The 20,188-nt window shown below is 69.1% G+C and carries 24 protein-coding genes; 16 read left to right on the top strand and 8 right to left on the bottom strand.

Annotation, left to right across the window (positions count from 1 at the left end; translation table 11 throughout):
- The first annotated feature begins 47 nt into the window (after positions 1-47).
- Together AB0F17_RS33430 and AB0F17_RS33425 are read left to right on the top strand one after the other, a co-directional pair.
- A complete protein-coding gene (locus AB0F17_RS33430; protein WP_358031158.1) occupies positions 48-650 on the top strand; it encodes a hypothetical protein in 603 nt (200 codons plus the stop codon).
- A complete protein-coding gene (locus AB0F17_RS33425) occupies positions 640-1,092 on the top strand; it encodes a hypothetical protein (protein WP_358031156.1) in 453 nt (150 codons plus the stop codon). The genes AB0F17_RS33430 and AB0F17_RS33425 overlap by 11 nt, the downstream gene beginning before the upstream one ends.
- A 242-nt stretch (positions 1,093-1,334) precedes the next feature.
- Here the strand turns inward: AB0F17_RS33425 and AB0F17_RS33420 are convergent, their stop codons facing one another.
- Positions 1,335-1,976 (bottom strand): TetR/AcrR family transcriptional regulator, encoded by a 642-nt coding sequence (locus tag AB0F17_RS33420; protein ID WP_358031154.1) that lies wholly within the window; start codon positions 1,974-1,976, stop codon positions 1,335-1,337.
- A gap of 251 nt (positions 1,977-2,227) precedes the next feature.
- Here AB0F17_RS33420 and AB0F17_RS33415 point away from each other — a divergent pair, with 251 nt between their 5' ends.
- From AB0F17_RS33415 to AB0F17_RS33405, 3 genes are read left to right on the top strand one after another with little or no spacing between them, the layout of a single operon-like run.
- Positions 2,228-2,800, top strand: a complete 573-nt coding sequence (locus AB0F17_RS33415; protein WP_358031153.1) for an RNA polymerase sigma factor — start codon at positions 2,228-2,230, stop codon at positions 2,798-2,800.
- On the top strand, positions 2,793-3,992 hold the full coding sequence (locus tag AB0F17_RS33410) for a hypothetical protein (protein WP_358031151.1): 1,200 nt from the start codon (positions 2,793-2,795) through the stop codon (positions 3,990-3,992). Before AB0F17_RS33415 ends, AB0F17_RS33410 begins: the two co-directional genes overlap by 8 nt.
- Complete coding sequence (locus AB0F17_RS33405) at positions 3,989-4,903, top strand: CDP-alcohol phosphatidyltransferase family protein (protein ID WP_358031149.1); 915 nt, start codon at positions 3,989-3,991, stop codon at positions 4,901-4,903. Before AB0F17_RS33410 ends, AB0F17_RS33405 begins: the two co-directional genes overlap by 4 nt.
- Before the next feature lie 15 nt (positions 4,904-4,918).
- Here the strand turns inward: AB0F17_RS33405 and AB0F17_RS33400 are convergent, their stop codons facing one another.
- Positions 4,919-5,488 (bottom strand): helix-turn-helix domain-containing protein, encoded by a 570-nt coding sequence (locus tag AB0F17_RS33400; protein ID WP_358031147.1) that lies wholly within the window; start codon positions 5,486-5,488, stop codon positions 4,919-4,921.
- Positions 5,489-5,569: 81 nt separating this feature from the next.
- Here AB0F17_RS33400 and AB0F17_RS33395 point away from each other — a divergent pair, with 81 nt between their 5' ends.
- The gene (locus tag AB0F17_RS33395) at positions 5,570-7,018 is read left to right on the top strand and encodes a prolyl oligopeptidase family serine peptidase (protein ID WP_358031145.1); all 1,449 of its coding nucleotides are present in this window, start codon (positions 5,570-5,572) and stop codon (positions 7,016-7,018) included.
- Here AB0F17_RS33395 and AB0F17_RS33390 read toward each other — a convergent pair.
- From AB0F17_RS33390 to AB0F17_RS33380, 3 genes are all read right to left on the bottom strand, one after another.
- Positions 6,994-8,316, bottom strand: a complete 1,323-nt coding sequence (locus AB0F17_RS33390) for a hypothetical protein (RefSeq protein WP_358031143.1) — start codon at positions 8,314-8,316, stop codon at positions 6,994-6,996. The two genes, AB0F17_RS33395 and AB0F17_RS33390, sit on opposite strands and share 25 nt — an antisense overlap.
- A 162-nt stretch (positions 8,317-8,478) precedes the next feature.
- Positions 8,479-10,404 carry a prolyl oligopeptidase family serine peptidase gene (locus AB0F17_RS33385; RefSeq protein ID WP_358031141.1) on the bottom strand — a complete coding sequence of 642 codons (1,926 nt, stop codon included), beginning with the start codon at positions 10,402-10,404 and terminating at the stop codon, positions 8,479-8,481.
- 371 nt (positions 10,405-10,775) lie between these two features.
- Positions 10,776-11,720 (bottom strand): SDR family NAD(P)-dependent oxidoreductase, encoded by a 945-nt coding sequence (locus AB0F17_RS33380; protein WP_358031140.1) that lies wholly within the window; start codon positions 11,718-11,720, stop codon positions 10,776-10,778.
- Between the two features lie 142 nt (positions 11,721-11,862).
- Here AB0F17_RS33380 and AB0F17_RS33375 point away from each other — a divergent pair, with 142 nt between their 5' ends.
- On the top strand, positions 11,863-12,444 hold the full coding sequence (locus AB0F17_RS33375; RefSeq protein WP_358031138.1) for a helix-turn-helix domain-containing protein: 582 nt from the start codon (positions 11,863-11,865) through the stop codon (positions 12,442-12,444).
- 31 nt (positions 12,445-12,475) lie between these two features.
- Here AB0F17_RS33375 and AB0F17_RS33370 read toward each other — a convergent pair whose 3' ends face one another.
- Positions 12,476-12,793 carry a helix-turn-helix transcriptional regulator gene (locus AB0F17_RS33370; RefSeq protein ID WP_358031137.1) on the bottom strand — a complete coding sequence of 106 codons (318 nt, stop codon included), beginning with the start codon at positions 12,791-12,793 and terminating at the stop codon, positions 12,476-12,478.
- A gap of 93 nt (positions 12,794-12,886) precedes the next feature.
- Here AB0F17_RS33370 and AB0F17_RS33365 point away from each other — a divergent pair, with 93 nt between their 5' ends.
- Entirely contained in the window at positions 12,887-13,414 is a 528-nt protein-coding gene (locus AB0F17_RS33365; RefSeq protein WP_358031136.1) for a zinc-binding dehydrogenase, read from the top strand.
- Positions 13,415-13,615: 201 nt separating this feature from the next.
- On the opposite strand, the gene AB0F17_RS33360 is transcribed toward AB0F17_RS33365, so the two are convergent.
- Together AB0F17_RS33360 and AB0F17_RS33355 are read right to left on the bottom strand one after the other, a co-directional pair.
- Positions 13,616-14,197 carry a TetR/AcrR family transcriptional regulator gene (locus AB0F17_RS33360; RefSeq protein WP_358031135.1) on the bottom strand — a complete coding sequence of 194 codons (582 nt, stop codon included), beginning with the start codon at positions 14,195-14,197 and terminating at the stop codon, positions 13,616-13,618.
- A 51-nt stretch (positions 14,198-14,248) separates the two neighbouring features.
- A complete protein-coding gene (locus tag AB0F17_RS33355) occupies positions 14,249-14,434 on the bottom strand; it encodes a hypothetical protein (RefSeq protein ID WP_358031134.1) in 186 nt (61 codons plus the stop codon).
- Between the two features lie 131 nt (positions 14,435-14,565).
- Between AB0F17_RS33355 and AB0F17_RS33350 the strand changes: the two genes are divergently transcribed.
- The 8 genes from AB0F17_RS33350 to AB0F17_RS33315 all read left to right on the top strand — a co-directional run bounded on the left by AB0F17_RS33350 (position 14,566) and on the right by AB0F17_RS33315 (position 20,186).
- On the top strand, positions 14,566-14,985 hold the full coding sequence (locus AB0F17_RS33350) for a VOC family protein (RefSeq protein ID WP_358031133.1): 420 nt from the start codon (positions 14,566-14,568) through the stop codon (positions 14,983-14,985).
- Between the two features lie 56 nt (positions 14,986-15,041).
- The gene (locus tag AB0F17_RS33345) at positions 15,042-15,401 is read left to right on the top strand and encodes an MmcQ/YjbR family DNA-binding protein (RefSeq protein ID WP_358031132.1); all 360 of its coding nucleotides are present in this window, start codon (positions 15,042-15,044) and stop codon (positions 15,399-15,401) included.
- Positions 15,402-15,440: 39 nt separating this feature from the next.
- The gene (locus AB0F17_RS33340) at positions 15,441-15,932 is read left to right on the top strand and encodes a GNAT family protein (RefSeq protein WP_358031131.1); all 492 of its coding nucleotides are present in this window, start codon (positions 15,441-15,443) and stop codon (positions 15,930-15,932) included.
- A 52-nt stretch (positions 15,933-15,984) separates the two neighbouring features.
- Positions 15,985-16,362: a hypothetical protein gene (locus AB0F17_RS33335; protein WP_358031129.1), complete on the top strand. Its 378-nt coding sequence runs from the start codon at positions 15,985-15,987 to the stop codon at positions 16,360-16,362.
- A 19-nt stretch (positions 16,363-16,381) separates the two neighbouring features.
- Positions 16,382-17,323 (top strand): EamA family transporter, encoded by a 942-nt coding sequence (locus AB0F17_RS33330; protein ID WP_358031128.1) that lies wholly within the window; start codon positions 16,382-16,384, stop codon positions 17,321-17,323.
- A complete protein-coding gene (locus tag AB0F17_RS33325; RefSeq protein ID WP_358031126.1) occupies positions 17,320-17,964 on the top strand; it encodes a GntR family transcriptional regulator in 645 nt (214 codons plus the stop codon). Before AB0F17_RS33330 ends, AB0F17_RS33325 begins: the two co-directional genes overlap by 4 nt.
- 146 nt (positions 17,965-18,110) lie before the next feature.
- The gene (locus tag AB0F17_RS33320) at positions 18,111-18,461 is read left to right on the top strand and encodes a hypothetical protein (RefSeq protein WP_358031125.1); all 351 of its coding nucleotides are present in this window, start codon (positions 18,111-18,113) and stop codon (positions 18,459-18,461) included.
- 378 nt (positions 18,462-18,839) lie between these two features.
- Positions 18,840-20,186, top strand: a complete 1,347-nt coding sequence (locus AB0F17_RS33315; protein ID WP_358031123.1) for a sugar transferase — start codon at positions 18,840-18,842, stop codon at positions 20,184-20,186.
- Positions 20,187-20,188 lie beyond the last annotated feature (2 nt).

The raw sequence follows: 20,188 nt of genomic DNA, 5'->3' as shown, positions 1-20,188 counted from the left end.
AGCCTGAATCAGGGAGTAGCATGAGGGGGAAGGGAGGGCCCATCCTTATGACCGATGTCAAGCCCAGGAAGTCTTCGGCGGGAGCGGCCAAGAAGCGAAAGCATCACACGTTCCCGGCGCAGCGTGGTGACAAGGTCGCAGGCACGACACAGGCCCCTCGCCGGAAAGAACTTGACGAGCGGGCGGCGCTGGCTCTGTTCGATCAAGCACAGCGGCTGGACGGAGTGGTTGCCGCCACTCATGAGGTCGGCACCCGCGACACGGTCAGGGAAGTCGTCCAAGACCTGCTTGCCCATGCCGAGCCAGTGCGAGCGACGATCGCATCGAAGATCCTCGGCGTTGATGAGAAGACCGTTCGTGCGTGGGTCAAGGAGGGGCTGCTCATCCCGGTCAGGGGGAAGCCGCGATTGATGCTTCAAGCTGAACGTCTGTACACCGTGGCAACGCTTGTCCAGGATCTACGCCGGACCGGCCGTACCCGAAATCTTATCGAGGCGGTCTGGTACCGCCTGCAGGACCGTCGGCTTCTTGAGGATGATCAGCTCGCCGAGGGCCTGCGGCAAATGCAGCAGGGCGAGGGGCGTCCGTGGCGGGAGATCAAGGCGGAGTGGAGTTCCAAGAATTCGGAGTTGGCCGTCGGTGAGGACTGAGGTCTATCTCTCGGTTCTCGCCGAGAAGCAGGCCGAGACTTTGCGCGGGGCGGATCTGAGGGCGTTTGTCGCCTTTGTCAGTGATCTGGAAGTGCGAGGTTGCGCGGCCCTCGGATACCGGCTTACCGGGGAGATTCCGGTGAGCCGGTTGTGTGTCAAGCATTTGAGAGATGCCACACGCGTCGTGGTCGCCTTCGAGGCGCCGGGTCGCGCATGGGTTCTGGTGCTCGGGCCTCATGATGAGCGCAACCGGGCACAGGATGTCTACGCCTCGCTGTGGAAGGTGTGCGGGCTGGATGTGCGACCGGCGGGCGAGCGCACCAAGCCCGCCTGCTGCGACGATGACGGCACGGATCCAGATTTGTCGGAAATTGACGATCTGGTGGCCCGTTGCCGTGATCTTGCCAAGCCGCCTCGGCGGCGTGCCCGTGCAAGAAGCTGACAAACTGCGGCCTGAACGGCAAATTGATCTAGCCGCCGGTTGGAGGGTTCGGCTCCGGCGCACGCTCGGTCTGCGGCTGCGGGACGCCCGGTGGATCGCTACGGGGGAGTTGCTGCCGCCGGTGATGGTCGCCGCAGCTGTTCGCGGGCGGCTCGCAACACGCGTGCGCGATGCTGTCCCCCGTCCGGCCTTCGGTGTCACAGGCTCAGCCTATGCGGCACGCGGAGGCCCGCTCAGTCGGATCAGTTGTCGGACGGGGGTTCGGCGGAGGGGGTGAGGTCGAGAAGGCGATCGAGCAGTTGGTGCATGTGAGCGCGGAATCGCCGCAGTGCTTCGGGGTCGCTGGGGCCGCGACGCTGTCCTGTCGTGTCGAGGACCCCGCTCAGTGAGAACCCCTGGATGCACCAGACCATCGTGTACGTGGTGAACAGCGCGTCGGCGTGTGCGGACTCCGCCAGGGCGGCGATGCCGTCGATGGCGTAGTGGGCCAGCGGCTGAGCGCTGAGTGACTCCAGCTCTTCGATGTCGCTGGCATCGGAGAGCCATCGGTGCATCCATAGCGCGGGAACCTCGGGATGCTCGACGCACAGGTCGATGTAACCGTCGATGAACCGGTGGAGTGCGGCCGGCCTCTCCTCGGGTGAGGCGGCTTTCAGGTCGCCGGCTCTGTTGTCGATGACGGATGTGAGCGCCTGTTGGGCGCGTTCCATGACCGCCAGGTAGAGGTGGCGTTTGGTGGGGAAATGCGGGGTGATGGCGGCCGTGTTCAGTCCGGCGGCCTCACCGATTTGACCGATGGAGACGCCGTCGTGGCCGAGCGCGGCGAACAGCCTGGTCGCCACCTGCAGGATCAACTCCCGCTCGTTGTCTTCTGGAGAGGCCATGGACGCGACCATAGGACCGCGATGTCGCCCGGCCTACTGCTCGATCGGCAAGCGCGAGTAAAAGTAGCTTCTTTCCGAGCTGCGAAGCGGGGCGCCCGCCATGCGGGCACTTAAGGGGACAATCAGGGATATTTCGGGAAACTTCGTGCTGATTTTGAAAGAGGCGTGAAGGGAAGTCGGGGTTTCGGCGGAATAGAGGTGTACCCCACAGAAGGGACACCATGCGAATGGCCGCTCCCCCGGACGTGCCAGTGACAGACGATGACGCCGCGCTCATCGAGCGGTCATGGCACCACCCGGAAGCGTTCGGCGTGCTCTACGACCGCTACTTCGAAGAGATACATCGGTACGTCTCCGGACGGCTCGGCATGCAGATCGCGGATGATCTGGCCGCCGAGACGTTCCTGGTCGCGTTCAGGAAACGGCAGACGTTCGACTCCGCCCGCGGTGCCGTACGGCCTTGGCTGTACGGGATCGCCACCAACCTGCTCGCTCAGCATCGAAGGGGCGAAACGCGAAGGCTGGAGGCTTTTCAGCGGGCACCTGCCGGCGAAGTGGCGGATGACGGGCACGAGGACAGGGTGACGGCGAGAGTGGCCGCCGCGAACGCACAGGGGCGGCTCGCGAAAGCGCTTGGACGTCTCTCCACCGGCGATCGCGACGTGCTCCTCCTCGTCGCGCTCGCCGACCTCACCTATGAGGAGGTCGCGCAGACGCTCGACATTCCGTTCGGGACCGTCGGCTCCCGGCTCAACCGGGTGCGTAAGAAGCTTCGCAGAGCCCTGGGCGGCGTCAATCCGATGATCGGAGGGTTCGATGGATGAGCTGAACGACCGCCCGGACGAGCTGGCCGCCGTACGCGATCTCCTCTCGACGCCCCGTCCCTCATCCGAGGTCGTCGACTCCGGCCGGGCCAGGCTGCTGGCGGCGCTGGCCGCGCCACCTCAAGCCCCTCAACGCGCACCGGAAGCCCCTCAACGCGTACCGCTTCGAGCCGCTCGAAGAGAGCGGTCGCGAAGGGGGCGGTCGCGGTGGTGGGCGCCGGTTCGCAACGGGTTGATCGGGGCGGCGTCGGCGGCCGCGCTGGCGCTCGCCGTGGCCGTGCCCTCGAACTCGCTGATCGACCTCTCGCCTGATCCCGTCGTGTCCGCCTCCGCCCCGCCGACCGCCAGGCAGATCCTGCTCGCCGCGGCGGTCGCGATGGCCACGGCGCCGTCCGACGGCGCCTACTGGCGCACCCGCGTCGTGACCGGGCAGCTGATCCTCTCTCCCGACCGCCAGTACGTCATCAAGCGCCAGTCCCTCCGTGAGATCTGGCTCACCAGGACGGACGGTCAGCGGGATCGCTGGACCGGCCGGTACCTCGGCGCGCGACCGGCGACACCCCAGGACGAGGCCGCGTGGCGAACCGCCGGGTCGCCGGGCCACTGGCAGTACCCGGCGGACGTGACCGGTTTGGGCCGTGTCTCTCCGGAGGCGCTGGTGGAGTCGGCGCCCGGTCCACCACAGGGTGGACCGCATCGCGTCGGATGGCGGAACGCGGACGGCATCCTGACCAAACAGCTGGTCAGCTGGACGGCCCTGAGTACGATCCCGAGCGACCCCACGGCGCTGCGCGCCTTCCTCGTGACCCACATCGCCCGGGAGAACGGCGCGTATGTCGGGCGCAAGATGGAGGCCGAGCTGCGCGAGAGCTGCCTGGAGATCATCACGGGGCTGCCGGTCTCGCCCGAGGTGCGTTCCTCGGCGTACCAGATCCTGGCCTCGATGCCCGGCATGAAGCCGGAGGGCGCGGTCACCGACCCGCTCGGCCGGGCCGGCCAGGCCCTGAGCTACCAGGTGATGAGGGACGACCGGCTCAGCGACGAGCGGCTCGTCATCGACGCGGAGAGCGGGCTGCCGCTGGCCACGGAGACGAGAATCGTCAGCCGGGTGGCTGACGGGCGGGACGTCGAAATTGGCTCTTTCATCGCATATCAGCGAATCGGATGGACGGACGAAGGGCCTGCACAGTGACAACATTCACTTTGGACGACGTGCGCACGCTGACCTACAAGGCGCGGGACGCCTGGTGGACGGTGTTCCTGGTCGATCCGCTCGCCGGTCGTCTGGTGGTCGGCCTGGCGAACCGTACCTCCATCACACCGAACCAGATCACCTGGAGCGCCTTCTTACTCGGGTTCGGCTCGGCGGGCTGCTTCCTGATGGCTGACGGTTGGGCGTGGCTGGTCGCCGGCGCCGTCCTTTATCACCTGAGCTTCGTGCTGGACTGCGTGGACGGCAAGATCGCCCGGCTCAAGGGCACCGGCACCGTGCTGGGCGGCTGGCTCGACTACGTCTTCGACCGCATTCGGGTGCTCACCTGCGCCCTCGCGCTCATGTGGGGGCGCTTCGAGAGCACTGGTGAGGAGTTCTACCTCGTCCTCGGCATTCTCGTCGTCTTCCTCGACATGCTCCGCTACGTTGACGCGCTCCAGGTCGCGAAGGTACGCCGCCAGATGCGCCGCAAACTGGACGAGGCGATCGAGGAGGTCACCGGCGTCCCGGCCGTCTCGTTGGAAAGGCCGGACCTGGAAGAGGCGGGTCTCGAATCAGGCGAGATCCGCTCCGCCGACTCGGTGGACCTGCAGCAGAACTTCCGTGCGCGCTTCGCCTGGTACATCCGCATCCGCGACTGGCTGCGCGACCACCGCGTCCGAGCTCATCTGATCAGCGGCATCGAGTTCCAGATGGCGGTGTTCATCGTCGGCCCGCTCACCGGGTGGATCGTGCCGGTGACCGTCGGTACGGCGGCCCTCCTGCTGGTCTTCGAGGCCGCGATCATGTTCAAGCTCTATCTGTCCTCCCGGGACCTCACCCGGGCGCTGGCGAAGATTCGCTCGACCCCGATGCGGCCTCCGGCGCCGGTGGCTCAGCCGCAGGGTTAGCGGCTGCGCGGGGCCTCAAGCGAAATCCTCGTCGGCGGGAAGGGCGAAGAGGCGGATGTACAGGGGGCGGGCGTCTGGGGGTGCGTCCTCGGCGCGGTGGCTGTATCTCAGCAGCAGGGCTATGTACTCCTCATAGAACCGGGCGAACTCCTCCTTGGTCATTCGGCCCATGCCGCGCGATCCCTTGGCCCAGTCAGGGTCGCGGCTGTAGGCGGCGGGGAAGCGTTCGAACAGTTCGCGATCCTCGTCCATGCCGATGCGGTGGAATTCGGCGAGTACGGGGCGGTCCTCGGGGGCGAGCTGGTCCGGGGTGGGGAGGCGGATGTCTCTGGGGACGTCGGCGCGGCGCCACCAGCGTTCCCGGCCGGTCGAGCGTTCGGGGATCTCCTCGATGAAGCCGTACTTCTCGAGCTGGCGCAGGTGGTAGCTGGTCGTGCCGGTCTTGGCGCCCAGCAGCTCGCCGAGGGTTGTCGAGGTGGCGGGGCCGTGCACGTTGAGGTGGCGCAGCATGAGTCGTCGCATGGGGTGGGCGAGGGCCTTGAGCCGCTCCGGGTCGTCGAGCACGAACGCCTCGTCATCCTTCATGAGGAGCAGCCTAGTCCTCCTGCAGAACGATATCTGCAGAGAAGTCTTTGCCGAGACATCTCTGCAGAGTACGTTCGGCATATGAGACGGATTCTTGCCCGAGCGGCAGTGGCTCTTGCCCTGTGCCTGCTCGTCACACCGGTCGCCGCGGCCGCCGCGGCCGCTGAGCCATCCCCACTCGCCGTGCCGGCTGATCTGCGGGCGACCGAGGTGAGCTTCCGGGGTAGTGGGGGGCTCGCCATGCATGGCACGGTTCTCGCCCCGGCCGAAGCGAAGCCCGGGGCGAAGGCCGGACGGCCGGGGATCGTTCTGGTGCACGGCGCGGGTACGGGAACGCCCCGCAAGCAGCTGCTGGGGGAGGCGGTGGAGTTCGCCCGCAGAGGGTTGTCCGTGCTGATCTACGACAAACGATCTGAGGGGTACTCGCTCTTCGACCGGTCCTACTCGCAGCTGGCCGACGACGCGCTCGGTGCCGTGGCCACGTTGCGTACGCAGCCGGGCACAGATCCGGCGAAGGTCGGGCTCTGGGGACTCAGCGAGGGCGGCTGGGTGGTGCCGATCGCGGCGTCCCGCTCGAAGGATGTCGCGTTCATCGTGCTCGTGGGGGCCAACGGGCTGGCGCCGTTGCGGCAGCAGACCTGGGCCGTGGCGGCCGGCCTGCGTAAGGCGGGGGTGTCGGGGTCGCTCGTCGAACGGGCCGAGCCCAAGCTGTACACGGCGATCGCCGACGGCGGGATGTTCCCCGAGCCCTACTACGATCCCGCGCCGACCATCGCCGCGGTACGCCAGCCCGTTCTCGGCATCTGGGGCGTGAACGACCTGCTGACCCCGCCCAAGGAGACCCCTCCCTTGTTCGCCAGGGCGCTCGAAGCGGGCGGGAATCGGCACTACACCTTCCAGTTCTTCCCGGGCGCCGACCATGCCGCCCACCAGACTCCTGACGGTGGCGTCACCCGCCTGAAGACGCTCGCCCCCGGCTACGCCGATCTGGTCGGGTCCTGGGTCGAAGACGTGACGAACGGCAAGCCGCCTACGGCTCAGACGAACGGACCGGCCCCCGTGCAGGCGTCGCTCACCGTGCCGATGGATCCTCCGGCCTGGTGGGAGGCGGCGTGGATGCAGGTGGTGGCGCTGCTGGTGTTCCTGGTCGCGTTCGGGGCGTATCCGGTGGTCGCGCTGGTACGGCGACTTCGCCGCGCTTCCCTGGTGCCGGTGTCCAGGGCCGCCCGGCTGGTGAGCGCGGGCGGGTTCGGGGTGGTGCTCGGGGCGTTCGGATACCTGTTCTACGTGGTCATGACCGGGGGCAAGCTGGCCGCTCCCGGGCCCATGGTGGCGGGTCACCCGGTGATCTGGGTGGCGTTGCAGCTTCTCGCGGTGGCCTGCGTGGTCGCCACCGTCCGGACGGCGCTGGCCTGGCGCCGGCTCCGCGCGTCCGTGCCGGGAGGGGAGAGGGTACGGCTCGGCCTCCTGCTCGCCGGTGGGGCGGTGTTCCTCCCATGGGCCCTTTACTGGGGGCTGCTGCTTCCTTGAGGCGTCCACTCGATGGTCTGTTCCGCACCGCGTACCCAGGTCACGTGGAGCGGCGGATGACCCGGGCGGATCACCTCGAACAGGTAGGTGTCCGGGCGGCCCGGCAGTTCGACCCGGCGGACGCTCTCGGCGCCGTCGAGGCGCGCGGCCAGCTCGGCGAAGGCGTCCGCGCACGGGTGCCGGACGCCGAGCGTCTCGCCGTCGTAGGCCAGCAGCACGAACTTCGAGAACATCAACTGCAGCAGTTCGAGATGGTCGTCGGGCATCGGGGGCTCCGGGGTTTCCGGGCCGAGCTGCCAGCAGACCGTACGCCGGAGGCCGCAGGACAGCGCCAGCAGGTTGCGCACCACGAGGTCGCGCGCGTTGATCCGATGCCGCTCGTCCTCCAGCTCCGGCGGGCAGCCCGTCATGAACATCTGCAGGGTGGGCGGCAGCTCGCTCATCCGCGCGTACAGCCGCTTCATGGCCTCCCGGGCGGGTGCGGGGGACAGCCCGCCCTTTCTGAACTCTTCGACCGTGAGCGTGTGCCACGGGGTCATGGCGCCGGAGCTCATGACGTCGGCCAGGTGTTCCATCACCTCCGGGTACTCGAGGAGGAGCGGACCGTTGTACTCGCCCGCCAGGATGGGCTTCTCGTGCCCGTACGAGCGCATCACGGCGCGGATGTCGTCGATGGTGGCCGGAATCCGGTACGGGTCGCCGTACAGGTGGATGTCGAACACGTCATAGGCGCCCTCGGCGATGAGCCGCAGGAAGAAGTCCCGCTCGCCGTCGGGGTTCTCGGGGGCGGGGAAGACGCCGGGCGGGCAGCCGCCGAGCACGACGCCGGCCCGCGGGTCGGCGGCCTTGACCGCCCGGTGGAAGAGGGTCAGCAGGTCGAGGTACTCGGTGGCGGTGCCGCCCCAGAACAGGGGGATGCACGGTTCGTTCTCGCACTGCCAGTAGCGCACGCGGCCCGCGCAGTGCGTCACCAGGGCCCGCAGCATCGCCTCGTACGCCGCCGGGTCGGTGGGCGGCGATCCGGGGAGCAGGTCGGTCGACCTGGTCGAGCCCCACATCGAGGCCGCGCTGAGGGTGAACCACAGCTCGGTGTCGTCGTCGGCCTGGTCCAGGACCGCGTCCACCGACGTCCAGTCGTAGCGGCCCGGCTCGGGTTCGAGCTGAGACCAGTAGAAGAACATCCGCAGCAGCCCGGCGCCCAGGTCGCGGGCCTGTGGGGCGAACGTGCCGGGCTTGGCGACCAGACCGTACTGGATGCCGCGGACCACGCCCAACCGGATGCCGTCTGTCGATGTCATGAGCCGTCCCTTTCGGAGGAGGTTGTCCGCCCACGATGGCGCCGCACGCTGGCAGCCCGCTGCTATCGCGCTGTCAGGCCGCTGTCGGACCGGCCAAGGCCGCTCTCCGCACCCGCCCGCGGCCGGGCGGAGGGCCCGGCCGCGGGCGGTGGGGTCATGGGGTCAGCCGGAAGCGACGTTCAACGCCGTACGCAGGAACTCCAACTGGTGTCGCAGCAGCCCTTCCACGGCCGCCTCGGCGGTCGGCATGTGCGTGCTCCCCGACAGCGGCAGCACCTGGTGCGGCCGGCCCGCCGCCAGCAGCGCGGCCGACATCCGCAGGGTGTGGGCGGCCACCACGTTGTCGTCCGCCAGGCCGTGCACCAGCAGCAACGGGCGGCTCAGCCGGGCCGCGTCGCCGATGGGCGAGGAGCGCTCGTAGTTCTCCGGCTGCTCGTCCGGGTGGCCAAGGAACCGCTCCCGCCAGTGGGTGTCGTACAGCCGCTGGTCGCTCGGCGCCGCCCCCGAGATGGCGGCATGGAACACCTCCGGCATGCGCAGCACCGCCGCCGCCGCGAGCGTGCCGCCGTAGCTCCAGCCACGGATGCCCACCCGGCCCAGATCGAGGTCGGGGCAGTGGCCGGCGGCTGCCCGCAGCGCCACGACCTGGTCTTCCAGCGGCGCGGTGAGCGTGTCTCCGTGGACCGTCTTTTCCCAGGCGGGGCCGCGTCCCGGGGTGCCGCGGCCGTCCGCCGTCACCACCGCGAACCCGTGCTCGGCGAACCACTGCGCCTCGGCCAGCCACCAGTGCCGGGCCCGGGTCACCAACTGCATCGCCGGTCCCGCGTACGGGGCCATCAGCACCGGCAGCGGACCGGAGCCCGGCCGGTGCCAGGACGGCAGCAGCAACGCGGTACGGATCGCCCGCTCGCCCGCGCGCAGCCACGTGACACGCGGGACGAGCAGCGGCTCCGCCTGGAGCGAGGCGATCTCCGCGCCGGGCCGTCCGTCGCGGACCACGCGGAACGAGTGACCGGCCTCGGTGTGCGAGGTGAGCAGCAACGTGCCACCCGCCTGCCGGCCGGTGTGCAGTCCGGGCCCGTCGCTCAGTCGTACGGGACCGCGTTCCGCGTCGTATGTCCACAGGTGCTGCTCGGTGGGCTCGTCACTCGCGGTGAAGAGCACGGATTCGCCGGAGACGTCCGCGATCGAGCGGATCTGCAGCCCTTCGGGGGTGACCGGACGGCCGTCCACGAGCAGCCGCCGGGTGCCGTTCAGGTCGCCGGTGTGCACCAGCGCGCCGGACGCGGTCCGCGCGGGCGTGCCCGCGACGAGCTGCACCCAGGCGGGATCGCGCTGCTCGTGCAGGAGTTCCGTCCCACCGGTGTCCGGATCGGCGGCCAGCACGCGCAGCGTGCGCTGGTCCCGGCTCTGCACGCTGATCAGCGGGCCGTGCGCGTCCCAGCTGACGGCGGTCACGTACTCGTACGCGACCCGGTCCCACCGCAGCTCCACGGAGCCGCCGTCGAGGTCGAACACATGCAGCGTGACCTCGGCGTTGGCCGTCCCGGCCGCCGGATAGGCGATCTCGCGCGGCGGCCGGGACGGGTTGGCGGGATCGGCGATCCACCAGCGCCGCACGGGACGGTTGTCCACCCTGGCGGCCAGCAGCCGGGTGCCGTCGGGCGACCACCAGTGGCCGCGCGCCCTGTCCATGGACTCCGCCGCCACGTGCTCGGCCAGCCCCCAGACGACCTCCGGATCATCGGGTACGGCCAGCCGCCGGTCATGCCCGTCGGCCAGCTCGACGACATGCAGCGCGCCGCCGGTCACGTAGGCGACCCGGCTCCCGGTGGGATCGGGCCGGGGATCGACCACCGGCCCGGCGGCGGGGACGGGCCGGGCCTCGCCGCCGTCGATGCGCACCGCCCAGAGCCGCCCGTCGACGGCGAAGGCGATGGTACGTACCTCGGCATCGGCCGCATAGGCCACCACACCGGTCGCCCGCTCCCGAGCCCGCTCCCGCCGAACCCGCTCCGCCTCCGGCACTGACCCGGTCGACTCCGGCGCCACGATCAGCCGCTCGCCCGTCTCGTCGGCGACCCACAAACAGCTGTCCCGCTCCGCACCCCCACGAGTCCGGAGAAACACCACCCGACGCCCATCGGGCGACAGGGTGAAGGCGCGGGGCACCCCAAGCGAGAACCGCTGAGTACGGGCGAATTGACGTGGAAATCCTGTGGTGTCCATAAAGGGGACTCTGCAGCGGATCACCAGGAACGATGAGGAAGAGTGAAGCACGCGGGGAGACTCACCGGCGGCTGGGATCGACTGATCCAATGGGTATCTTAGCAGGCGGGAACCGGCCAAGAAGGCGCACGTAACGGCGCCCGGCCCCGCCCACCGGAGGACCGTTCCCCTGGACAGTCCCCGGACATGGACGGCGGGTGGGGGTGCCCCATGCCGGCCGTACTGAAAACTCAGGCTTTGACCGACAGCTCCCACAGACGCGCGGCCGAAGCCGGGTCGAGCGCGTAGGCGGCGACGCCGTGGCGACCCCCGTGTCCGTCGCTCGGGAGGGCCTCGTTGCAGTCCTCGAAGTAGCGGCCGGTGACGCCGTCGAGCAGCGGCGACGCGGCGGCGAGCACCGACGTGGCCGCTCCCTGCCCGGTCGTCTTCCACGACATGTCCTCGCCGGAGGAGGCGGCGGCGGCGCGCAGCCGGTCGAGGTCCTCCGCGCTGACGTGACGCTGCAGGTTCGTGCGGATGCCGCCCGGCATCAGCGCGTTCACCGTGATCCCGTCGTCCGCCCAGCGCCGCCCCGCCTCCACCGCGAACAGCACGTTCGCCGTCTTGGACTGCCCGTACGCGGACCACGGCTCATAGGCGCGGTCCCGGAAGTTGATGTCCTCGAAGACGACCGGCGAACGGAGGTGCGCGCTGGAGCTGACCGAGACCACGCGGGCGCCGCCGGCCGCCGCGAGGGCGGCGTGCAGGCCGGTGGCCAGGGCGAAGTGGCCGAGATGGTTCGTGGCGAACTGGAGCTCCCAGCCGTCGGGCGTGTGCGCCTCGGGGCAGGCCATCACGCCGGCGTTGTTGACCAGGATGTGCAGGGGGCCTTCCCAGGCGGCCACGAACGACGTGACCGTGCTCCGGTCGGCCAGGTCCAGCGGAGCAACGTGGATCTGCTTGTTGCCGGTCGTCGCGATGATGTCCTCGGCGGTCGCCGCGCCCGTGTCGAGGTCGCGGACGGCGAGGGTCACCTCCGCGCCCGCCCCGGCGAGCGCGCGGGCGGTCTCGACGCCGATGCCGGACGCCCCGCCGGTGACGATGGCCCGCCGGCCGGTGAGATCGACGCCGGCCAGCACCTCGGCCGCGGTGGATCGGGCGGTGAACGGGGTGGTGATGCGGGTGTTCGCAGTCATGATTTCCCAGTCCTGGTCAGGGATGCGGTGGGAGAGCTCCGGACGGTACGATGTGAAGCGGAGGAGCCTCCACTAAGCTTCACTGTATTCGGAGCCTCCTCCGTTTAGCAAGTCTCGCCCCCCGAACCCGACAGGAGACGCCGTGCAGGCCGGGTCCCGACCGCTGCGCGCCGACGCGCGCCGCAACCGCGATCGGCTGCTCGACGCCGCCGTGCGCGCCTTCTCCCACGACGGTCCCGAGGTGACGCTCGACGCGATCGCCAAGGACGCGGGCGTCGGCATCGGTACGCTCTACCGGCATTTCCCCACCCGTGAGGCGCTCATCGAGGCCGCGTACCGCAACGAGCTCACCCGGCTGTGCGAGGCCGCGGCCAACCTCCTGCGCACCATGCCGCCCGACCAGGCCACGCGTGCCTGGATGGACCGCTTCGTCGACTACATGACGACCAAGCGCGGCATGGCCGACGCGCTGCGCGCGGTCATCGCCTCCGGCGGCAACCCGTTCGCGGAGAGCCGCGACCGGCTGGTCGGCGCCATCGGGTCACTGCTGACGGCCGGGGCCGCCGCGGGGGCCACGCGGGCGGACGTCGAGCCGGAGGACGTGCTGTCGAGCCTGGGCGGCGTGGCGCTGGTCGCCGCCGAGCACGGGCAGCGGGACAGGACCGGCCGCATGCTCAACCTGCTGATGGACGGCCTGCGCTACCGCGGCGACACCCAGCCCTGACGCTCACTGTCCCGTTCGCCACCCGGGCCGCTCAGCGATGATCGGGCTGGCGCGTGGTGAGGGCGTCGAGCAGGCCGGGGAACGCCTCGTCCATCTCGGCGCGGCGGAGGGCGTTCATCCGTGAGGTCCCGACGTAGTACTGGCGGATCAGGCCGGCCTCGCGCAGCACCTTGAAGTGGTGGGTAGCTGTGGACTTGGTGACCGATATGTCGAAAGCGCCGCACTTGAGGTCCTCGTCGGCGGCGTCGAGCTGCGTGACGATGCTCCGGCGCACCGGATCGACGAGCGCCTCCAGCACCTGCTGGAGGTCGAACTGCGACACCTCTGGGTGCGGCGGCGTACGTCCCATGGGCCACATAGTACGACACCTATCAAAGTTTGACAGCAATCGTACTTCTACTCCACAGTGGATCGCGTTTCACGGCGAGCGAAGGACGGTGGCATGGCAAGGACGGTGCGGTTCCACACGGCGAACCGGGTGGGAGCCACACCGATCGCCGTCACCCGCACCCGCGAGAAGAAGGAACGGCTGCTCAACGAGGGCGCGGCCGACGCGATCGTGTCCGACGAGGAGGACGTACCGGCCAGGCTGCTGGCCCTGACCGGCGGCAAGGGCGTCGACTACGTCTTCGACGCCGTGGCCGGTCCGGGCGTGACCGGCCTGGCGCGGGTCGTGGCCCCGGGCGGCACGCTCTTCCTGTACGGGGCGCTGAGCGGGCAGCCGACGCCGTATCCGGGGTTCGACCTGGGCATGCCCGCGCTGAACATCCGGACGTACACGGTGTTGGAGACCACGAAGGATCTGCGGCGGCTACGTCGCGCCGAGACGTTCGTCGCCTCGGGCCTTCGCGCCGGAGCCTTCCGGCCGGTGGTGGATCGTCTGTTTCCGCTGGAGGAGATCGTGCGGGCCCATCAGCACATGGAGTCCAACACCCAGTTCGGCAAGATCGTGGTCACCGTGACCCACTGACACCGATGTACCTCAAGCTTATTACTGACCTGTCCGTATCAACCGGCATCCCAATAATCGCGAATTCGGTCCGAGAGCTTTATAGGGCCACCCGCCTCCAGGGCAAAACCTCTGCTTTACCCCTGCGTATCTCGTGGCGCGGAATGGAAGACGTATCACCGGGATCCAGCAGCTCGGATTTCTGGCGACGGCTCGCTGAAACTAGGACCTCATGAGCGTGGCGGCGCAACTGGTGACGAGGTCCTCCGCATAGGCGGGGATCGGGTGGCCCAAGCTCTGGTGGCGGCGCACCGTGGCGTACGGCAGGTCGACCGTGGCCAGGAACAACTGCTCGACCTCCCGCGGCTCGCGCCTGTCCAGCCGTTCGGCCAGGGCGCGTACCGCGTTGCGGACCCGGCGGTCGCTGCGTTCCAGGCGGTCGCGGGCCTCCTGTGGCCAGTTGGGTTCGTCGAAGTCCGCCGGGCCGTACAGCAGGATGTGGGCTTCGTGCGGGTGTGCCCTGCTCCAGGCGACGACGTGGCGCGCGGCGGCGGGGGCGGCCCGTGCGGCGGGTTCGGTGTTGAGCGCGGACAGGAAGCCGTCCTGGAAGCGGTCGACGGTACGCAGCCACAGGGTCGCGAGCATCGAGGAACGGCTGGGGAAGCGGTGGTAGATCGAGCCGCTCGGCGCGTGGGCCGCGCGGGCGACCGCCGCCACGGTGACGGTGCTCGGGCCGCTCGCGGCCACCAGTTCGGCGGCCGCGTCAAGCAATCGGTCAACGTCGTGGCGAGGCGGTCGTCCCATGCCGTCGAGAGTATAGGGACAGGCTGAAGGCTTTCTGGACGCAAAATTGCCTCAGTTCTGGTCATCGCCCTGATGGTCTTGGTCATGTTCGCCCGCAGGTCGGCCAGCCGCTCTTCGGGCGTACCCCTCCAGGCGGACCCGGCGCCGGTCCATCTCCTCGACCCATTCTTCGGCGCGGCTCTCGTCCGCGCTCACCTCGACGGACGGGTCCATACAGATCAGCAGGGGGTACTTCACCAGGATCACTTCCTCTTTTTCCTCGCTCTTATCCCTACGACGGACGGCCCCCTCACAAACCGACAGGTGGACAGGGATAAGTCGGGCAACAGATATTGGACGAGGCCGACACCCTCATCCCGGAGGTCTGTATGGACGTGCGTCTGGATCATCTCGTCTGCTGGGTCTCGGACCAGCTTCGCGCGCTCGACTTCTACGAGCAGGTCATCGGCCTGCCCGGGGTACGTGCAGAGGAGTTCAGGGATGGCAAGGCGCCGTTCCCCAGCGTGCGGGTCTCCGGTGACACGATCATCGATCTGATGCCCGAGAGCGCGGCGAACCGCATCGACGAGGGCACCGGCGTCAGCGGCAGCGCCGGTCACCCGGTGAACCACTTCTGCCTGGCACTCGGCCGCGCGGACTTCGACGAGCTCGAAGCCAGGCTCACGCGGCACGGCGTCGAAATCACCGGCACCGGCTCGAACTCGTTCGGAGCCAGGGGCATCGCGCCGGACGTGATCTACTTCCCCGATCTCGACGGGAACGTGATCGAGGCCCGCTACTACGAGTGAGGCCCGATCGCCGCAGCCGGGTGAAAGTGTCGGGGCGGTTTGCTACACAAGACACCATGGGTGTGAGCGTCGACGAGTTCCTCAAACTGCTGCACGAGTTGCCCGAGGCGCGCCTGGGTGATCATGGTGGCACCTGGGTCAGCCTCAAGGTGCGCGACAAGGGCTTCGGTTATCTGTGGGAAGAGACCGAGACCGTCGGGCTCAAGGCGACGATCGAGGAGCAGATCGCGCTGGTCACCGAGCGGCCCGAGGTGTTCGAGGTCCAGTTCACCGCCGGCCGGTTCGGGTGGGTCGTGGTGCATCTCAAGCGGATCGATGCCGACGAGCTGTTCGAGCTGGTGGCCGAGGCGTGGTGCTTGACGGCGCCCAAGGAGCTGGTCGCGCCCTTCGAGGCTGCTCATAAAATCGGGCAATAGGGCGTAAAGGTGTCGGAAGAGGCGTTAGTCTCGGGCAGCGTGACAGGTTTGGACATCGAGCTGCGCGAGTGGTGCGCGGACGACGCTCCTGCGGTGCTGCGCGCGTTCCAGGCGCCCGACATGCTCAGCCAGGCGTCGTGGCCGATCGTGTCGCTCAAGGACGCGGCGGGGTGGATCGCGGGCTGGGCCGGCGCCGGGCACGCGTTCGCCGTCACGCTCTCCGGGCAGGTCGTGGGCAACGTCGCGGTGACGGGCATCGACGGCAACGGCAACGGCTGGGTCTCCTACTGGACGGTGCCCGAGGCCAGGAGCAGGGGTGTCGCGGCGGCGGCCATGGTCGAGCTGACCCGCTGGGCCTTCCGCGAACGCGGCCTGTACCGGCTGGAGCTGGGACACCGTACGAACAACCCGGCCTCGTGCCGGGTGGCGACGAAGGCGGGCTTCCGCCCGGAGGGCATCGAACGCCAGAAGCTCCGCTATGACGGCCGCCGCTACGACGTCGAACGCCACGCCCGCCTCGCCACCGACTGACCCACCACCGAGCGCCTGGTCATCGGTGGGCGGGCTGATCTAGGCTCGGGGGGTGGACAGCGAGAGCCTGGCCGCGGCCGGCCTGCTGGCGGCGCTGAGCCGGGCGGCGGAGATCCTCGCCGAGTTACACCACCCGTTCGTCAGGAACGAGCCCTTCTCCTATTTCTTCCCGCCCGCCGGTGCCCGGACCGGGACCACGTTCACCCTCCCCGACGGCCGTGAGCTCAGCTTCACCGTCTCCATCGCGGCCGTCGACGGCGCGTTCCACGTCGACGGGGAGGTCTCCGTCGAGAGCGACGTGTTGCTGGCGCTGCCGCGCAAGACCACGTCCAGCATCCGCGACGGGCTCGCCGTGCTCGACGACTACGCGGCCGAGCTGGCCGCCCCGGCCGGGCGGTTCATCGACCAGCAATTGGACGAAATTGTCTAATTGTCAGACAATGATGGGCATGAAGAACGGACCTCTCGCTGTCGTCGGCGCCTCCGTGCTCTGGGGGACGGCCGGCACGGCGGGACTGCTCGTCTCGGCCGACTCCATCGCCTTGGCCGCTGCCCGGCTGGTCATCGGCGGTGCGGCGCTCGCCCTGTTCGCGTGGACGGGAGTCAGGCGCGGCTCGCTGATCACTCCCGGGCTGCTGCTGGCCGCCGTCGCCGTGGCCGCCTACCAACTGTGCTTCTTCGCCGCGGTCGCCCGTACCGGGGTGGCCATCGGCACGGTCGTCGCGATCGGCAGCGGGCCTGTCTTCACAGGGCTGCTCTCCTGGCTGCTGCACGGTGAGCGGCCGAGCGGGCGGTGGGCCATGGCCACCGCCGCCGCGGTCGGCGGGTGCGCCGCGCTGATCGTCGGCGGTGGGGCGCAGGCGGGTGGGCAGGTGGTGTCCGGGGTGGTGTTCGCGCTGCTCGGTGGGCTGCTCTACGCGTTCTACGCCGTCACCGCCGCTCGGGCGATCAGCGCGGGCGTGCCGTCGAACGCGGTCATGGGGGTGCTGTTCGGCGGTGCCGCCGTCATCATGCTGCCGGTCCTGCTCTGGCGGGGCACCGAGTGGCTGGCCGAGCCGCGCGGGCTGCTCGCCGCCCTGTACCTCGGCGTCGGGGCCACCGCTCTGTCCTATTTCCTGTACGGCCGGGGCCTGCGCACCACTCCGGTGGCCACGGCCGCCACGCTCGCCCTGACCGAGCCGGCCGTCGCCGCGCTGCTCGGGCTGCTGGTCCTCGGTGAACGGCTGACTCCGGTGTCGATCGCCGGTCTCGTTCTGCTGGCGATCAGCCTGGTCGCGGTGGCCGTACCGGAAAGGCCGCTTCGGGAACGACCGGCCGCCGAAAGGCTGGTGTCCGAGGGGTCGCCGGCCGGAAAGGTGTGCCCCGACGAGGCGTTAGAGTCGCAGCCGTGACGTTGCCGCTCAGACCCGTCTCCACGGTCGGCGCGCTCGCCGACGCGCTGCGCCGCAGGGTGCTCTCCGGCGAGATCGGGCCGGGCACGGCGCTGCCCGAGCAGGAGCTCGCCGCCACCTACGGCGTGGCCAGGCCCACGGTCCGCGAGGCGCTGGCCGTGCTGGTGCACGAAGGGCTGCTCAGGCGCGAGCGCAATCGCAGTGCCTATGTCCCCGAGGTGACGGTCGCGGACCTCGACGATCTCATGTACGTACGCAGACCGCTGGAGGGCTTGATGGCCACGGCGGTGGCGGGACGGCGGGTGCCGGAGGCGGAGGCGGCGCTGGCCCGCATGGGCGCGCTGCCCGCCGACGCGCCGTGGTCGGAGTCGGTGGCCGAGCACATGGCGCTGCATCAGGCGCTGATCGAGGCCGTGGGCAGTCCGCGGCTCGAACGGCTCTACGGCGCGCTCGCCGCCGAGACCCGGCTCGGCCTGGTCCGCCTGCGCGAGGTCTACGAGGACAGGGATGTGCTCGTGCACGAACACCGGGCGCTGCTCGACGCGATCGCCGCCGGTCCCGCCGAGACGGCACAGGCCGCGGTGGCCGCCCACCTGAGCCACTCATGGGGCGACGGCCCCCCTCCTGAAGGCCGCAGCTGAGCCCTCCCCGGGCCCTCTTGAAGGCCGTTCCCGAGCTCCTCGCGAGGCCGCGTCCGGGCCTGTCCTGACCTCCTGCTGAGCCACTTTCGCGAGGGAAAATCCCGAACCCTTGCGGGGGAACCCCAGAACTCGCGAGAATCGCGGCCATGCACGGCAACGCGATGCCGGACTCCTACGTGTATGTCACGGAAGAGGGCGTAACCCGGCACTATGCGGACGGGAGCGTCGAAGCCCTTGCGTGGGAGGACGTGGTCGAGGTCCGTGTGGTGACCGAGTCGGGAGAGGATGTCCTCTACATCCTGCTCGACCGCGACGGCGAGGGCTGCGTAGTGCCCAGGTCGGCCACCGACGCCACGTTCCTCGCCCGCCTCCGCTACCTACCCGACTTCGATCTTGACCGACTGAACCTCGCCGCCGAGTCGGCGCATGACGGGGTCGTGGTCGTATGGCGGAGCCCCGACCCGCCGTCCTCTTTGCCGGATCTGGAATATGACTAGCCACTTCATATTCCAGATACCTGCTGAAATACAGCCATAAACTCCACGTTTGCCGACTCGCCGGTTGGCACTTTTGGATCGTTCCGTCAACCCCTCGGCCATCCCTAGATCCGTCCGGTTGTGGACATTTGACGGTATTTCCCAGGCTGGAGTGGATCTTTACTCTTTAGTGGGGGCCGCCGCCCTTGAAGGTGCATGGGGGACTTGTCAACCCATGAGGTTCAAGGAACGTCATGTTACTGCGGTGCACAGAATCTTCAGGGTGGTGCTATGAGGGTGGGGACCGGGGAGTCCGACGTCGTGCTCCTCGAAGCCGTATCACGCCATGCGTCGAGCATCTGGACGCGGGCGTATTTACGGCTTCTTTGGGGTGGCGACATGGCGTGCGCGTTGATCGCGTGCGTCTGCGTGCTGAGTATCCGTCTCTCGTCCGGCGCGTACGTTCCGTCGGCCGAGTTCCTGATGGGGGTCAGCCTGATCATCGGCTGGCCCCTCGCGCTGCTGATGGGAGGCGCATACCGTCAGCGCGCGCACGGCGAGGGCACTGAGGAGTTCAGGGCCGTCTTCAACGGTGGCGTCGGGTTGATGGCCGCGGTCGCGATCGGCGCCTACGCCACGCAGACCGTCGTCGCGCGCAGCTTCGTGATGGCGATGCTGCCGCTGGCGCTCCTGTCCACGTTGTACTTCCGCTACAAGATGCGAAAACGGCTGCACAGCCGGAGAGTCATCGGCGAGTACATGCGCCAGGTCATCGCCGTCGGCCATCGCGAATCCATTCTTGACCTGATCATGCAGTTCCGCCGTCAGCCGTACCACGGGATGATGGTCGTCGGCGCCTGCCTGCCGCCGGACCGGATGGACGCCGATCTCGACGGCGTCCCGGTGCTGGGCTCGTTCGGCGACGTCGCCGAGGTGGTGGAGCGGACGCGAGCCGACGCGGTCGCCGTCACCGCCTGCCCGGAGTTCGACGGGTCGGCGCTGCGGCGGCTGGCCTGGCGGCTGGAGACGACGCGCACGGATCTGTTCGTCGCGCCCGCGCTCATGGATGTCGCGGGCCCGAGAATCAGCATCAGGCCGGTGGCGGGGATGCCCCTGCTGCACGTGGAGCATCCCGAGTTCGACGGCACCAAGCAGTTCGTCAAGACCATCTTCGACCGGCTCGTAGCGGGGGCCGCGTTGCTGCTCATGTCCGTGCCGCTGCTGGCGATCGTGCTGCTGATCCGCCTGACCAGTCAAGGCCCCGCGCTGTTCACCCAGACCAGGGTCGGCAAACGCGGCAGAGAATTCCGTGTCCTGAAATTTCGGACAATGGTGAAGGACGCCGAGAAGCTCAAGGGCACTCTCCTCGATGCCAACGAACTCGACGGGGTGCTCTTCAAGATTAGGAACGATCCAAGAATCACGCCGGTAGGCGCTTTCCTCCGTAAATACTCGCTGGACGAGCTCCCTCAGTTGTTCAACGTCATGCGCGGTGACATGTCGCTGGTCGGCCCCCGGCCGCCGCTGCCGGAGGAGGTCGCCAAGTACGGCAGCGACGTACGCCGCCGCCTGGTCGTCAAGCCGGGCATGACGGGACTCTGGCAGGTCAGCGGCCGCTCGAACCTGACCTGGGAAGAGTCCGTACGCCTCGACCTGCGGTACGTGGAGAACTGGTCCCTCATCCTCGACCTGCAGATCCTGTGGAAGACCTGGTCCGTCGTCACCCGTGGAGAAGGGGCTTACTAGCG

Origin of the sequence: Nonomuraea sp. NPDC026600 (assembly GCF_040638335.1) — a bacterium.
Classification (GTDB): Bacteria; Actinomycetota; Actinomycetes; order Streptosporangiales; family Streptosporangiaceae; genus Nonomuraea.
The sequence above is the reverse complement of the archived record's forward strand: the minus strand, read 5'-3'. Positions and strand labels throughout refer to the sequence as shown.